Genomic DNA, 14,503 nt, shown 5'->3' with positions numbered 1-14,503 from the left:
TTTCTATGCCCCAGCAAATTTCCTCGTACCGCCTGCGCCCGCTCGCCGCGTCACTGGCAATGGCCTGGGCCGCCACTGCGGCTTGGAGCGTGCAGGCACAGGACAATGGGCACAGCCTGTGGGACTCCGCACTGCCCGCACCCCAGTTGAAATCCAGCCCCCAGTTGCAAGAGTCTCTGGACTCTTCAGTGCGCGAGCAATTGCCGTCTTACATCAAAGCCGAACAGATCACCGGGCAGGCCGACATCAACACCGTCTTAGAGGGGGGTGCCGAATTGCGTCGCGGGGATACCGTCATCCGTGCGGATCGCGTGGAATACTCCATCGCTGATGACACCGTGGATGCCCAAGGCAATGTACACATCAACCGCGGTGGCAACGTCTATCAGGGCACTTCTTTAAAGCTGCAAGTGGACGCCTTCCAGGGTGATTTCACGGATGCAACCTACCAGTTTCTGGAAACCCAGGGGCACGGTGATGCGCAGCGCGTGGAGTTCATTGACCGCGACAACTCGGTGGTACACCAAGCTACCTACACCACCTGCTTGCGCGACGACAGCGCCAGCTGGGAGCCCGACTGGATGATCCGCGCCAAGCGCATCACCTTGGACCGCGTGGAAGATGTCGGTGTCGCCTATGACGGCGCGCTGGAGTTCAAGGGCGTGCCCATATTGCCGATTCCTGCGATCAGCTTCCCACTTTCGGACAAGCGCAAATCTGGACTGTTGCCACCCACCATTGGTATCGATAGCGTCAGCGGTGTCGAATACAGCCAGCCCTATTACTGGAACATTGCGCCCAACCGTGATGCCACCATCACCCCGACCATCATGTCCAAGCGCGGCGTGAGCCTGGGCACCGAGTTCCGCTATCTGGAGCCCAACTATTCCGGCGTGCTGGATCTGCTGTACATGCCCGATGACAGACTGCGCGACCGTGACCGTTGGGGTTACAACTGGCGCCACGCCACATCGCTGTCATCTCCCATTGGCAATCTTGGCCTGAACTGGAACCTCAAACGCGTCAGTGACAACAATTATTGGCGCGACTTCAACCGCATGCCCGGCGAAGGCAGCAACTTTGGCAGTGAAGACCAGCGTCTGCTCAGCAGCGACGGCACCCTGTCCTGGAGTTCAGGCCGTCACAGTCTCTCGCTGTATGCGCAAAAGTGGCAAGTCCTGCAGGACGTTGATGATCCCATCGCTCCGCCCTTCAACCGCATGCCGCAATTGCGCTGGAACTACGACACCACGGAATGGGCCACCAAGGGCTGGGACGTCAACCTCATGGCTGAAACCACGCGTTTCGAGGCAGACACCTGGGATGGCGGAAAGCACCCCGACAACGGTCAACGCAGTTATGCGCTCACGCAGATAAGCCACCCGTTTTTGCTGCCAGGTGGTTTCATCACGCCCAAGGTGCAGATGCATGCCAGCAATTACCAGTTTGATGACGCGTCCAGCACCCGCCCACGCAGCAAGTCCTTTGCCATTCCAACTCTCAGCCTGGACAGTGGGCTGGTGTTTGAGCGCGATACAGCCCTGTTTGGCAACAGCTATGTCCAGACACTGGAACCTCGAGCGTTCTATACCTACACTCCGTACCGTGATCAAAGCATGGTGCCGCTGTATGACACCGCGCTGACCGACTTCAACTTCGGCTCGATTTACAGCGAAAACAGCTACACCGGCCGTGACCGCATTGCTGACAACAATATGTTGACGCTGGGTGTAACTACACGCTATATCAAGCCCGAAGACGGTACCGAAGTGGCTCGCCTGGGCGTTGCGCAGCGGCTGCGCTTCAAAGACCAGCGTGTCGGTCTGGGCAGCGACATCCTGGGTGAAAAGGGCTGGTCCGACATCTTGGTGGGCGGTGGCGTAAACTGGAACTCGAGATGGAGCACGGATGCACTGGTGCAGTACAACCGTAACATCAACCGCACGGTACGCTCTTCCATCAGCGGGCGTTACACCCCCGGACCCTACAAGACGCTCAGCGCGGCCTACCGCTACCAGCGGGAAGACAGCATGCCTGTCATCAACCCCGGCAGCGAGCAGGTGGACTTTGGCTGGCAGTGGCCCCTCAATGCGGGCAACAAGAATGCTTTCGGCGAAGCCACCGGTGGGGGACGCTGGTACAGCGTTGGCCGCCTGAACTACAGCATGCACGACAAAAAGCTGGTCGATGCCATCGTCGGCTTTGAGTACGACAGCTGCTGCTGGATTGGCCGCGTGGTGGTGGAGCGCATGCAAAATAGCCGCCGTGACTCCAACACACGACTGTTGTTCCAAATTGAATTCGTGGGCTTCTCCCGCTTGAGCTTGGGTGCAGATCCGCTGCGCCGCCTGCAAGAGTTTGTTCCAGGCTACCGTTCGCTGCGTGACAGCAGTGGCACCGTTCCCAGCCGCTTCAGCAATTACGACTAATGCCTTTTATGCGCCAACTGATTTCTTCGCCACGTCATATTGCCCTCGGGTTGGTTTGTGCTGCTGCCCTGTCGACACTGTCGGTGCATGCCCAAGGCACGCGCCCAGCCCAAAGCGACAAAACGCTCTCTCGTGCTTTATCGACATCCAGCCAGCCCTCTGCGGTAACCAAGGCCGCAAATGAAAAGGGTGTTCGTTCGGCCGACTATATCGTCGCTGTGGTCAATGCAGAGCCGGTCACCAACAATGAGGTGCGTGCCCGTATGCAGCGCGTACTTCAGTCCATGCAAGCGCAAGGCGCCAAACAGCTCCCCCCGCAAGATGTGCTCGCGCGTGAAGTGCTGGAGCGTTTGATTGTGGAGAAGGCACAAATCCAGACAGCCAGAGAAACCGGCATCAAGGTCGATGACTATGCGGTGGACCAAGCCATTGAGAACATGGCACAACAAGGTGGTTTGAGCCCTGAAGCCATGCGCCGAGAAATGGCGCAACAGGGTCTGTCGGAAAAGACTTTTCGCGAAGAAATTCGCAACCAGCTGTTGATGCAGCGCCTTCAAAGCCGCGAAGTAGATGGCCGCGTCAAGGTTTCTGAACATGACATCGACCAGTACATGGCCGAACAACGCCGCCAGTCTGGCCAGACCGACATGGCAACAGCCACCCTCAACTTGGGCCACATCCTGATCACGGTCCCCGAGCGGGCTAGCGAGGCAGAGGTGGCAAAACGCCAAGCGCTGGCACAACAGGCGTTGCAAGCAGCCCGTTCTGAAGCCGACTTTGCAGCCGTCGCCAAACGCTTTTCCGAAGGCGGCCAGGCAGTGTTGGGCATGCGCCCTGCCAGCCGCTACCCTGGCTTGTTCGTGGAAGCCGTGGCCTCCACACCCGTTGGCGGCATTGTGGGACCCATTCGTTCAGCCGCTGGCTTTCACATCCTTAAAGTGATCGACAAGAGTGCCAGCGGAGTGCCCGCAGTGGTGACACAAAACCATGCACGCCACATCCTGCTGCGGACTTCGCCACAATTGGGGGAGCGTGAAGCAGCACGGCGTCTGTCTGAAATCCGCCAGCGTATCGACGGAGGAGCCTCATTCGAAGAGTTGGCACGCCAGTATTCCGAAGATGGTAGCGCCCAGATGGGCGGTGACCTGGGTTGGGCTGGCCCTGGACGCTATGTTCCTGAGTTTGAACAGGCGCTCAATGCCCTGCAACCCGGGCAGGTCAGCCAGCCTGTCGTTTCACGTTTTGGTGTGCACCTGATTCAACTGGTGGATCGCCGCCAAGCCACATTGACACCACGCGAGCAGCGCGAAATGCTGCGTGACGTGATCCGCGAAGAAAAGCTGGAGAAGGCCCATGCCAACTGGCTGCAAGAGATTCGTGGTCAGGCCTATGTGGAATACCGCGAACCGCCTCAATAAAATTTCCGCGTGAAACATATTCCCCGCAAACGCTTCGGTCAGAACTTTCTGACCGATCACGGCATCATCGACTCGATTGTTGCAGCCATTGACCCCAAGCCCGGCCAGCCTCTGGTGGAGATTGGCCCTGGCCTGATGGCACTGACCCAACCTTTGGTAGAGCGGACGGGTCGCATCACTGTCATTGAGCTGGATCGCGACTTGGCCGCACGCCTGCGCAGCAAGCCCCAGCTCAATGTGATTGAGTCTGACGTGCTCAAGGTCGACTTCACCGCTTTGGCGCAGCAACTTGAAGTCCCAAAACTGCGTGTTGCAGGCAATCTGCCCTACAACATTTCCTCGCCCATCCTGTTCCACCTGCTGGAGCATGTGGATGTGGTGCAAGACCAGCACTTCATGCTGCAAAAGGAAGTGATTGACCGCATGGTGGCCGACGCAGGCAACTCTGACTATGGGCGCCTGTCCGTAATGCTGCAGTGGCGCTACGCCATGGAAAACGTGCTGTTCGTGCCCCCGGAAAGCTTTGACCCGCCCCCCAAGGTCAACAGCGCTGTAGTACGGATGGTGCCGCGCGCCAACCCCGCCGCGCTTAATCCCAGGTTGCTGGAAGAGATGGTGCAAGTAGCCTTCAGTCAACGGCGCAAAATCTTGCGCAATACCCTGGGCAAGTGGCTGGAAGCCAAAGGCTTCAGTGGCAACTTTGATGTGCAGCGTCGGGCCGAAGAAGTGCCTGTGGCGGAGTACGAAGCCTTGGCTGCGCAACTGTCGCAGCAATAAGCAGCTTTGCATGCTACATCACAGCAACACCTGATCGTTGGTTGATATTGCTGTCTCAATTAAAAGCGCCCTATAAGGGCGCTTTTAATACTTTTAATATTTAGAAAGATTTGGAGTCTGCCTTACAAGAACGAGTAGAAGCAGCGAAAAGCAATCTTACGCTCCCCCCAATAGTCCGCAGCATCACGGAAGCAGTCCAGGAATTGTTCGCGCATTTCTTTGTCAAATTTATGCGCAATGGGGAGCTGGTCCAGCACCACGACAAAACCGGGCTGTGGTCCGGCTTTGTGCAATGGGTCAGTCAGACAGTCATACAGCGCATCAAAATTCTTGCCGAAATGAGCAGGAAAATGGAACTGCACAGCAATCAGATCCAGCGCATCTTGCTTGCTTTGCGCATGTGCCAGATTGGCATACAGGAAGTGCTGGCCCGTCGCTTCAGCCGCTTGCTGCAAATCCGCGATGCGAAATGCGCGGATGGATTGCACGATGTTGCTGCGTACACCACGTAAAAGGTTCTGGGGCTCAGGACAAGACGGTGTGTCCATCTCCGTGATTCTTTCTATAGCTCTTGGTTGTCCGCCCAAAGTCGGGGGCGTGGGAGTGATGGAGAACGCTCCAGCCCACAAGTTCCCGAATGCGGCATGGCTACGATCCCAATCCAGGTCTGATGCACTCATGGCGTGATCTTCCGAAAACTGTTGTAGTGGTCACTGGTGTAGTAACAAACTTCAGGCTGCGTGGGTGGCCTCCCACCACACACAATGCGCCTTGCCCCACGATTTCTGACCCAAGGAGTTTTCACGGTGTATTCACGGTAGTAGCCCCGCTTTTGCGCAGGCAACAGGCGCTCGCGATTACCAAACACTGTGCCGTCTTTTTCGTAAGGGAAAGGCCCGCCCTTGAGTATCAATCGATAGGTGGTTCGCGCCTGGGAAGGCAAGTCGGCCAACGCAACCTTGTCCATGGACCCAGGGGGCAAAGGCCCTCGAGCATGAAGTGTTGGGGCTGACAGCGCCAATACAGTGCTGACAGCCAAGGCTCCCACCACCCTAAACACCGGGTGGATGACCGTAATCCGCATCACGCAATACCTTTCAGAAAGTCTGGTTCAGCCCAGAAATTCGATCCGCAAGTGTGACGCAGTGATTTTCAAATTGCAAGAACAAAGGGCTGATCGCCATCAGCAATCAGCCCTTTTTTCAACCCAGCGCTTAACGACCTACGTTGGCATCCGCCACCGTCAACGCCGTCATGTTCACAATACGGCGCACGGTGGTGCTCGGGGTCAGTACATGCACTGGCTGGCTCGCACCCAAAAGGACGGGGCCAATGGCAATGCCGCCACCCGCAGCCTCTTTGAGCAAGTTGTAAGAGATGTTGGCGGCATCAATGTTGGGCAGTACCAACAAATTGGCTTCGCCCGTCAGACTGCTGTTGGGCATGAGCTTCATGCGTGACTCAACGTCCAGCGCCACATCACCATGCATTTCACCGTCCACTTCCAGCCACGGCGCTTGAACGCGCAGCAACTCCAGAGTCTGACGCATTTTGACGGCGCTGGGCTGGTTGCTGGAGCCAAAGTTGGAGTGGCTGAGCAACGCCACCTTGGGCTTGATACCAAAGCGCATCATTTCTTCGGCGGCCATCACGGTGATCTCGGCCAGTTGCTCCGCGGAAGGGTCATAGTTGACGTGCGTGTCGACCAGGAACACCTGACGCTCTGGCAGCATCAGGCCATTCATGCAGGCATAGGTAGTTGCGCCAGCTTTTTTGCCGATCACCTGATCAATGTAGTTCAGGTGCATCAAGGTGTTGTGCCAGGTACCGCAGATCAGACCATCAACTTCACCCTTGTGCAGCAGCATGGAACCAATCAGAGTCAGGCGGCGGCGCATTTCAATCTTGGCGATGGGTGCCGTGATGCCCTTGCGTTCCGTCATGCGGTGGTAGGTCTGCCAGAAGTCGCGGTAACGTGGGTCGTCCTCCACATTCACGACGTCATAGTCACGCCCCTGTTCCAGGCGCAAGCCAAATTTTTCAATGCGCTGGGCAATGATGGCCGGACGGCCAATCAGCGTGGGACGGGCAATGCGCTCATCCACCACAATTTGCGCGGCACGCAGCACGCGCTCTTCCTCACCCTCGGAGTAGGCCACGCGCTTCTTGGTCGCCTTCTTGGCTGCCATGAAGATAGGCTTCATCACGGTGCCCGAGGCATAGACAAAAGTCTTGAGATGCTCGCGGTAGGCATCCATGTCTGCTATCGGGCGCTGGGCCACACCGCACTTGGAAGCAGCTTCAGCCACGGCAGGGGCGACGATCAGCATCAGGCGCGGATCAAACGGCTTGGGAATCAGATATTCAGGCCCAAAGCTCAATTGCTGGCCCACATAAGCGGCTGCGACTTCTTCTGACTGCTCAGCCTCAGCCAGCGCTGCAATTGCATGGACCGCTGCAATTTCCATCTCTGTGGTGATGGTCGTGGCACCGCAGTCCAGCGCTCCACGGAAGATGTACGGAAAACACAGGACGTTGTTGACCTGATTGGGGTAGTCTGTGCGACCGGTGGCAATGATGGCGTCATCACGCACCGCTTTCACATCTTCAGGCAAGATTTCCGGATTGGGGTTGGCCAGCGCAAAAATGATGGGCTTGGCAGCCATCTTGGCCACCATGTCCTTCTTGAGCACATTGCCCGCAGAAAGACCGAGGAAGGCATCCGCGCCTTCAATCACCTGTCCCAGCGTACGCAGGTCGGTCTTTTGCGCAAACTTGGCCTTGTCTTCGTCCATCAGTTCGGTGCGGCCCTCGTACACCACCCCCGCGATGTCGGTCACGAACACGTTCTCGCGCTTGACACCGATTTCCAGCAACAAGTTCAGGCACGCCAAAGCGGCAGCGCCAGCACCCGAAGCCACCAGCTTGATCTCGTCAATCTTCTTGCCAGCCACCTTGAGCGCATTCACCATGGCTGCAGCAACCGTGATAGCCGTGCCATGCTGGTCATCATGGAAGACCGGAATATTCATGCGCTTGCGCAACTCGCGCTCCACGAAGAAGCACTCGGGAGCCTTGATGTCTTCGAGGTTGATGGCGCCAAACGTTGGCTCCAGTGCTGCAATTACATCCACCAGCTTCTGTGGGTCTTTTTCGTTGATTTCAATGTCAAACACATCGACGCCAGCGAACTTCTTGAACAGTACGCCCTTGCCTTCCATCACAGGTTTGGACGCCAGCGCACCAATATCACCCAGGCCGAGCACTGCCGTGCCATTGGAGATCACCGCCACCAGATTGCCTCGGCTGGTGTATTTGAAAGCCGCTGCAGGATCTTTCACAATCTCTTCGCAGGGAGCGGCAACACCGGGGGAATACGCCAGCGCCAAATCGTGCTGATTGGCCATGGGCTTGGTGGCAGCGATGGCAACCTTGCCAGGCTTTGGAAACTCGTGATACTCCAGTGCAGACTGGCGCAGCAAGGCGCGTTTATCAGGCAAAGCGGGGGTAGTGTTCTCGGACATGTCGTCTCTCTCCCAGGACGCAAAAAGAGGCAATTGCACAGAGCAGCCACCATGGTTGCCGTGCAATCTGATTGGTATTTCGTGGCCCATTGTAGGTGGTTGCTATCAAAAACAGTTGATGCTCGGACACACCCCTAGGGTCAAACACCTTCAACCCAGAACACCTCAATCGCGGATTGCGAATTTCAGCAAAACGACAGTTTGCTCAACAAGCAGCACGCTTTAAGCCGCTATGCTCCGTGCATTAACACCACTAACCGTTGATTAGGAAATCTAATGAAGCAGCTGGCGAATTCTTCTGTCTCCATTTGGCGTGCCGCTGTGGGCGCTGTGACCGTGGCTGCAGCCAGCCTGGCCGGCCTGGCCCACGCAGCCGATGCATACCCCAGCAAGCCCCTCACACTGGTGATTCCCTTCTCTCCCGGAGGCTCCACCGATATTTTGGGGCGCCTGCTGGCCCAGAAGCTGAGCGAGCGCATGAATGCCAATGTCGTCGTGGAAAACAAGCCTGGTGCCAACGGCACGATTGGCGTAGACCGCGTCGCCAAATCTGCACCAGACGGCTATACCATCGTGCTCGCCGATGTGGGTGGCATGGCGATCTCCACCAGCCTCTACCCCAAGCTGCCTTACCAGCCTTTGAAAGATTTGACGCCTGTGAGCTTGGTCGGCCGCAGCCCCCTGGTGCTGACAGTGGGCAACAACAGTCCACTCCATTCGCTGGCCGACTTGAACAAAGCGGCCAAAGCCAGCCCTGGCAAGTTGAACTACCCTTCCTCGGGTACCGGAGGCCCCAACCACATGGGCGGAGAGTTGTATGCCATGCAGGCTGGTGTGAAGGTTACCCATGTACCTTACAAAGGCAGCGCACCCTCTGTGGTTTCACTGGTGTCTGGTGAAACTGACTTTGGCTTCTTGACCGCCGTCACCATCAATTCCCAACTCAAAGCCGGCAATCTGCGTGCGCTGGCGGTGGCCCACGAAACGCGCCTGCCCGCCATGCCCGATGTTCCCACCATGGATGAGGCTGGTCTGAAGGGTTTCACGGCAGACGCATGGTTCATGGCGGCCGTGCCTGTGGGCACTCCACAGCCTATCATTGACCGCCTGCACAAAGAGATCGCCCAGATCCTGCCGCAAGAGGATGTGAAGGCCAAGCTCGATAGCGTCGGCGTGCTGCCTGCTGGTCTGAGCCCCAAGGCTTCAAGCGAATTTCTTGCAACTGAAATCACCAAGTGGCGTGAGGTCGTGAAGACGGCCAAGATCACACTGGACTGATAGCACAGCGTCCTTTTAAAAGCCCCTGAATCTTCGATTTCAGGGGCTTTTTTATGGATTATGGATATCAGGAGTCATGGGAAGTTAGCTGTGGCACTGCGCCATTCCCGCCAAACGCTGTAGCAACCATTGCTCAAAACGATTCCACTCTGCATGTGACATTGCAACTCCTTATGGCTTTCAAACTCAAACCGCGTGCTGCAACGCACACTGCTGGGTACAGCTTTGCTGGCGATTGCAGCCTGCGGCAGAAGCGCAGACCAGCATGATTGTGTGCATCTTGCGCTGCGTCTTTTTCTCCCACAGCCTCTCGTGCAGATAGAAGAAAGCCATCTGCACAGTGGGTTCAAGCAAACTCAAGGTCAACGCAGCCACCCAGTCTCCTGTCACAGCGAAAGCCACCCCAGCAGCCACAAGCAGGTGCATGACGTAATACGTGCCTGTTTTGACCAAGGTGCGGTAGCGCATGACCTGCTTGCGAGACCAGGCTTTCTCATGCATGAAGTAAGCCACGGCCTGCACGCTGGGCTCCAGCAGACTCAATGTCATGGCGGCGATGAGATCACCTGTCACCGCATAAGCCACCAACGCCGCGACCACGATGTGGATCACGTAGTAACTGGCCGTCTTGATCAAGGCGGTTTCGTTCCTGCGCAGCAGATGGTTGATATTGGACATGGCAAGCCTTTATTGAGAACAGGCTAAATGATAGCTATTAGCAATTAGAAAATAAATTCAATAGTCTCTATTAGGATGATGCAATCTGCCTATCTTTGCGCTGTCACAGAGACAAGGTGAACTTTGACGATTTCGCTGGTCTACTGTGTCAGAAAAACTCCGCAGATCAGGCAGCATCTATGTTTCTACTTCTGAACTGCCTGTCTTGAGCCATGTGGATACGCCTTCTTTCTGACGACATCGCCTATGTGCCCATGCAATGGGTCTGGATGGTTCCACAGCTGGTCGCCGTTTCCGTTGCAGTTTCCATCGCCACCGCCATGCTGGCCTTCGGGCTCAGCAGCATGGCACGGCAATCCTCTCGACACCGCACACTCAAGCAAAGTGGTGCCGTGCTTTGTCTGGGTGGCGGCGTCTGGAGCATGCACTTTATTGGTATGCAGGCCTTTACACCTTGTGGCTCTGGTGATATTTCCTGGCTGCACAGTGCGCTGTCCGCACTACCTGGCCTTTTAGCCGCCGCCGTCTTGGTACGCACCTTGAGCCGCGCACAACCCAGCCGGATAAGCATGCTGCTGAGCGGATTGTTTTTTGGTGCTGCAGTGGTTGTGACGCATTTTTGGGGTATGCGTGCCGCAGAAGCCACCCATTACATGGACTACCCTTTGTTTGGCGTGTTGCTGGCGCTCACGTTTGGTGTAGCGATGGCGATGTGCGCAGTTGCGCTGTTCTGCCACATGCGCACCAAAGGTATGGACATCCTGCCCACTGTTTTGCTGTGTGGAAGCGTCCTGGGGCTGTCTACGGCAAGCATGCACTACATTGCCATGGATGCCATTCACATGCCAGTTGGCCCAGACCCGACACACAGCGTTCCATTGGAGAGCCACTGGACGCTACTGTCCACAACTGCCAGTGCGCTCTTAGTGCTGGTCTTAGTATTACTGGCTGCAGGCATTGCACTTCGCCGTCGCAAGCGCTTCACAGAAGCACAGCGCAGTTAGCTACTCAAGGGCGCTTGCACAGTTCCAGCAGACAGGTGTTTGCTTGATTTCAGCCACCATCAAGGAACCGCCTGAAGGCATAAACAGACATGGTGAATGCAATGCACACCAACCCGGGATGAAGGCCTGCCTTCGATAATGCAGCAATGATCGAGTCTGCCCTGTCTTCTGCCTGGATAGTCCGCCCACTGAATTCCTTCGATGTGGACAGCTTGCTGCATGTGCAAACCATCTGCTACGGCAATGATTTTCTGGAAAGCCGTGAGGTATTTTCTCAGCGCCTGTCCTGTCCCCACCACTGCTCTATCGGTGTCTCCCAAAAAGGAGCGCGTACATTGAGTGCCTATCTTGCCGCCTATTGGTCCAATCCCGGCAAGATCACACCGCTGGACGGTTTTTTCTCCGCGCCTTCCGCGGGCGATCAGGTGCTGTATTTGCACGACATGTCGGTCTTGCCCGAACTGTCGGGTCAAGGTGTGGCGCGCCATTTGGTGGCGCAATTGTTTGCCCAAGCTCGTCAGCGCGGACTGAAGCAAGCGGCTTTGGTATCGGTACAGGGTTCCCAAAGCTATTGGGAACGTCAAGGATTTTCTGTATGTCCCGTCATTGATGCGCAACAGTCACTCCACCTTCAAACCTACGGAGAAGGCGCGGTATACATGACAGCAGCGCTCTGATTTCTGCGGCTTGAGACATTGACTGACAAGGACCTGCGTCAGCATCGCGATAATGCCCGCATGCCAAACCGATGGAAACCGAACGTCACGGTCTCAGCCGTGATTGAGCGTGATCAGCGTTTTTTGCTGGTTGAAGAAAATACGTCCGACGGCTTGCGCCTGAACACCCCTGCTGGACATTTGGACCCTGCCGAAACACCTTTGCAGGCCTGTGTCCGCGAGGTTCTGGAAGAAACAGCCTACTGCTTCACGCCTACTGCGCTGGTCGGTATCTATATGAACCGATTTATCCGCACGCGTACTGGCTCTGACATCACCTATATGCGCTTTGCCTTCACAGGAGATTTGGGCCAGCACCATGCCCATCGCCTGCTGGATGAAGGTATTGTTCGCACCGTGTGGCTGTCGCTGGAAGAACTTCACGCAACGGCCCACCTGCATCGCAGCCCTGTGGTGCTGCAATCCATACAAGACTATCTGTCTGGGCAGCGCTTCGACATACGCATGATTCAGGCAGACGCCAGCATCTACAGCGTGCCCGAACCCTCTCCCCACACGCAAGACTTGCTGGCCCAGTTGGCGGCTACCGACGCTGTCTCAGCGACCGGTCAAAATTGACCCGACCAGCTCAAACCTCCAATGCGGCGGCTACCGAAGCCTGAGCTTTCGGATCCGTAGCACCCGGGGCGCCAGGTAAGCCAGGGTAGTAATGACCGATGGTCATGCCCCCGTCCACCAGCAACTCGGCACCCGTCATGTACGAGGCATCATCGCTGGCCAAAAACAACGAGACGGCGGCTACTTCTTCAGGTCCTCCAATGCGCTGCAATGGCACATTGGTATAGGAAGTGTTGACCTGTTCACGCGGCCGCTGGTTGTTATTCGCCATCAAGGTATCGACCCCACCAGGGTGCACCGAATTCACACGCACACCATGATGGCCCAGCTCCATGGCCGCCACCTTGGTCAGTCCACGCACACCCCACTTGCTGCTGGCATAGGCGGCCAGCCCATTGGCACCTTTCATGCCGTCAATGGACGATATGTTCACAATGCTGCCCTTGCGGCGGGCCACCATGCCTGCTCCCACGGACTTGATACCCAGAAACTCCCCCGTCAGGTTGACACGCAGTACGCGCTCATAGTCCTGCAAACTGGTTTCCAGCAGCGTCCTGAACAGCAAGATACCCGCATTGTTGACAAGAACGTCTATCGGACCAAAGTCCGCTTCCACCTGCTCTACCACGCTGGCCCAATTGGCTTCACTGGTGACATCCAGGGTGTAAAAGCGTGCAGCAGATCCCAACTCTTCGGCCAGTGCCTGGCCCGGTGCGTCGAGCACATCAGCAATCGCCACCTTGGCCCCTTCGGCCACAAACAAACGACTAGTAGCCGCGCCCATTCCCCGCGCGCCCCCTGTAACAAGCGCCACCTTGCCTGAAAGTCGACCCATTGCATGCTCCTTGTTGTGATGTGACCATGGCAAACGCCAGGGCTTTGCATGCATCTTGGCGATACCCGCACAGCGATGAAACTCGGACTTGTGCGGGCTTGGCAGCTGGGCACAAGCTCGCTAATCCTCGCGAGTCAATAAGCCACAGCAACGCGCTTGCAGGGCACAAAAAAAGGCCCTCTCGGGCCTTTATGGCGCAGGCTTGGTGCGCCAGCATGGTGCAGACGTACTTAGTTCAGCGCCATGCTCAACTTGCGACGGTAGCTGTTGACCTGAGCCGTCATTTCGTCTTGCTCGGCCGTGTTTTTCCCCAGCAATTCAATGCCGCCAGCGCTTTTGCCTGGCAGCGATTCTTGTTTTTTGGGTTTGGCGGGCGTAATCAGCTCCAGTATGCCGACAAACAGTTTGCGCGCAGCCTGATGATTCCATTCTTTGTCGCGCATGATGATTTCCAGCAGTTCATCCATGCAGGCAGTCCACTGCCCTTCAGAGGCCAGCACTTGCGCTTTGGCAAAACGGGTGTCGAAGTCACGCTTGTTCTGCGCGATCAACGCGTCAAACTGCGCCAGCTCCCAATTGCCACGCGCATCCTGCTGCACAAACAGCATGCATTGCAACCACTGATGCAAGGCTTCAAACTGCAGGGGTTTGGGAATGCGCTTAAGGGGTTCGTGCAACAGCTCTGCCGCTTGCGCATAGTCCCCTGTGGTAATGAGCAGACGCACATAGTCAAAGCGTGCATCGTCGTTATTGGGGTCCGCCTGCAGGGCCTCGGCCAGCTTTTGCAGGGCAGCCTGAGAGTCTCCTGACTGCAGCAATTGCTGAGCCTCATCCACCTCGGCTTCGGCAGCAAGCTCACCTTCAGAGGGCAGGTGCTTGTCCAGGAACTGACGCACCTGGCCCTCAGTTTGTGCACCCATGAAGCCATCAACCGGTTTGCCATCCATCATCAGCACACAGGTCGGCACGCTACGGATACCAAACATGCCAGCGATCTGCTGGTTGGCATCCACATCCACCTTCGCCAAAGTGAAACGGCCCGCGTATTCGGCCTCCAGCTTTTCAAGTGTAGGCACCAGTGTCTTGCAAGGGCCGCACCAAGTGGCCCAGAAATCGACCAGCACCGGCGTGGTCATGGAGGCGGCTACGACCTCGGTTTCAAAATTCTCGATGGTGATGTCAATCATGTGTCCGTCCCTGTGCGGAGCGCTGTGCGCGGCCCGTTGATTGGCGCCTGCAAGGCGTATAACGCGTCATTCTCTAGC

The 14,503-nt window shown here is 56.7% G+C and carries 13 protein-coding genes and 1 pseudogene; 7 read left to right on the top strand and 7 right to left on the bottom strand.

The annotated features are described in order from the left end of the window. The first annotated feature begins 5 nt into the window (after window positions 1-5). Genes QEP11_RS08975 through rsmA form a run of 3 tightly spaced genes read left to right on the top strand, consistent with a single transcriptional unit; the run spans window position 6 to window position 4,624 of the window. A complete protein-coding gene (locus QEP11_RS08975) occupies window positions 6-2,429 on the top strand; it encodes an LPS-assembly protein LptD (protein ID WP_284336288.1) in 2,424 nt (807 codons plus the stop codon). A gap of 8 nt (window positions 2,430-2,437) precedes the next feature. Then, window positions 2,438-3,847, top strand: a complete 1,410-nt coding sequence (locus tag QEP11_RS08970) for a peptidylprolyl isomerase (protein ID WP_284336287.1) — start codon at window positions 2,438-2,440, stop codon at window positions 3,845-3,847. Between the two features lie 9 nt (window positions 3,848-3,856). Continuing rightward, window positions 3,857-4,624 carry a 16S rRNA (adenine(1518)-N(6)/adenine(1519)-N(6))-dimethyltransferase RsmA gene (gene rsmA, locus QEP11_RS08965; protein WP_284336286.1) on the top strand — a complete coding sequence of 256 codons (768 nt, stop codon included), beginning with the start codon at window positions 3,857-3,859 and terminating at the stop codon, window positions 4,622-4,624. A 122-nt stretch (window positions 4,625-4,746) separates the two neighbouring features. On the opposite strand, the gene QEP11_RS08960 is transcribed toward rsmA, so the two are convergent. From QEP11_RS08960 to QEP11_RS08950, 3 genes are all read right to left on the bottom strand, one after another. After that, a complete protein-coding gene (locus QEP11_RS08960) occupies window positions 4,747-5,172 on the bottom strand; it encodes a barstar family protein (RefSeq protein ID WP_284336397.1) in 426 nt (141 codons plus the stop codon). A gap of 128 nt (window positions 5,173-5,300) precedes the next feature. Beyond that, complete coding sequence (locus QEP11_RS08955; RefSeq protein ID WP_413788702.1) at window positions 5,301-5,708, bottom strand: guanyl-specific ribonuclease; 408 nt, start codon at window positions 5,706-5,708, stop codon at window positions 5,301-5,303. 130 nt (window positions 5,709-5,838) lie between these two features. Then, complete coding sequence (locus QEP11_RS08950; RefSeq protein ID WP_284336285.1) at window positions 5,839-8,148, bottom strand: NADP-dependent malic enzyme; 2,310 nt, start codon at window positions 8,146-8,148, stop codon at window positions 5,839-5,841. A 276-nt stretch (window positions 8,149-8,424) separates the two neighbouring features. On the opposite strand from QEP11_RS08950, the gene QEP11_RS08945 reads away from it, so the two are divergent. Continuing rightward, window positions 8,425-9,426 carry a Bug family tripartite tricarboxylate transporter substrate binding protein gene (locus tag QEP11_RS08945; protein ID WP_284336284.1) on the top strand — a complete coding sequence of 334 codons (1,002 nt, stop codon included), beginning with the start codon at window positions 8,425-8,427 and terminating at the stop codon, window positions 9,424-9,426. Between the two features lie 186 nt (window positions 9,427-9,612). Here the strand turns inward: QEP11_RS08945 and QEP11_RS08940 are convergent, their stop codons facing one another. Both QEP11_RS08940 and QEP11_RS08935 read right to left on the bottom strand, forming a co-directional pair. Further along, on the bottom strand, window positions 9,613-9,894 hold the full coding sequence (locus QEP11_RS08940; protein WP_284336395.1) for a DUF2061 domain-containing protein: 282 nt from the start codon (window positions 9,892-9,894) through the stop codon (window positions 9,613-9,615). A 9-nt stretch (window positions 9,895-9,903) separates the two neighbouring features. Then, window positions 9,904-10,104: pseudogene (locus tag QEP11_RS08935) on the bottom strand (DUF2061 domain-containing protein); the annotation flags it as partial. A gap of 212 nt (window positions 10,105-10,316) precedes the next feature. Here QEP11_RS08935 and QEP11_RS08930 point away from each other — a divergent pair. The 3 genes from QEP11_RS08930 (at window position 10,317) to QEP11_RS08920 (ending at window position 12,403) form a co-directional block, all read left to right on the top strand. Next, window positions 10,317-11,108, top strand: a complete 792-nt coding sequence (locus QEP11_RS08930) for an MHYT domain-containing protein (RefSeq protein ID WP_284336283.1) — start codon at window positions 10,317-10,319, stop codon at window positions 11,106-11,108. A gap of 146 nt (window positions 11,109-11,254) precedes the next feature. After that, window positions 11,255-11,785: a GNAT family N-acetyltransferase gene (locus QEP11_RS08925; protein ID WP_284336282.1), complete on the top strand. Its 531-nt coding sequence runs from the start codon at window positions 11,255-11,257 to the stop codon at window positions 11,783-11,785. A gap of 60 nt (window positions 11,786-11,845) precedes the next feature. Beyond that, window positions 11,846-12,403 (top strand): NUDIX hydrolase, encoded by a 558-nt coding sequence (locus QEP11_RS08920; RefSeq protein ID WP_284336281.1) that lies wholly within the window; start codon window positions 11,846-11,848, stop codon window positions 12,401-12,403. Between the two features lie 10 nt (window positions 12,404-12,413). On the opposite strand, the gene QEP11_RS08915 is transcribed toward QEP11_RS08920, so the two are convergent. Next, window positions 12,414-13,238 (bottom strand): SDR family NAD(P)-dependent oxidoreductase, encoded by an 825-nt coding sequence (locus tag QEP11_RS08915; RefSeq protein WP_284336280.1) that lies wholly within the window; start codon window positions 13,236-13,238, stop codon window positions 12,414-12,416. A 230-nt stretch (window positions 13,239-13,468) separates the two neighbouring features. Further along, window positions 13,469-14,425: a thioredoxin gene (trxA, locus tag QEP11_RS08910; protein WP_284336279.1), complete on the bottom strand. Its 957-nt coding sequence runs from the start codon at window positions 14,423-14,425 to the stop codon at window positions 13,469-13,471. Between the last annotated feature and the right edge of the window lie 78 nt (window positions 14,426-14,503).

The sequence above is a fragment of the Comamonas halotolerans genome, from assembly GCF_030162935.1.
In the GTDB taxonomy this organism is placed as follows: Bacteria; Pseudomonadota; Gammaproteobacteria; order Burkholderiales; family Burkholderiaceae_C; genus Comamonas; species Comamonas halotolerans.
Note: the sequence above shows the minus strand (reverse complement) of the source record. Positions and strands in the feature narration are given on the sequence as shown.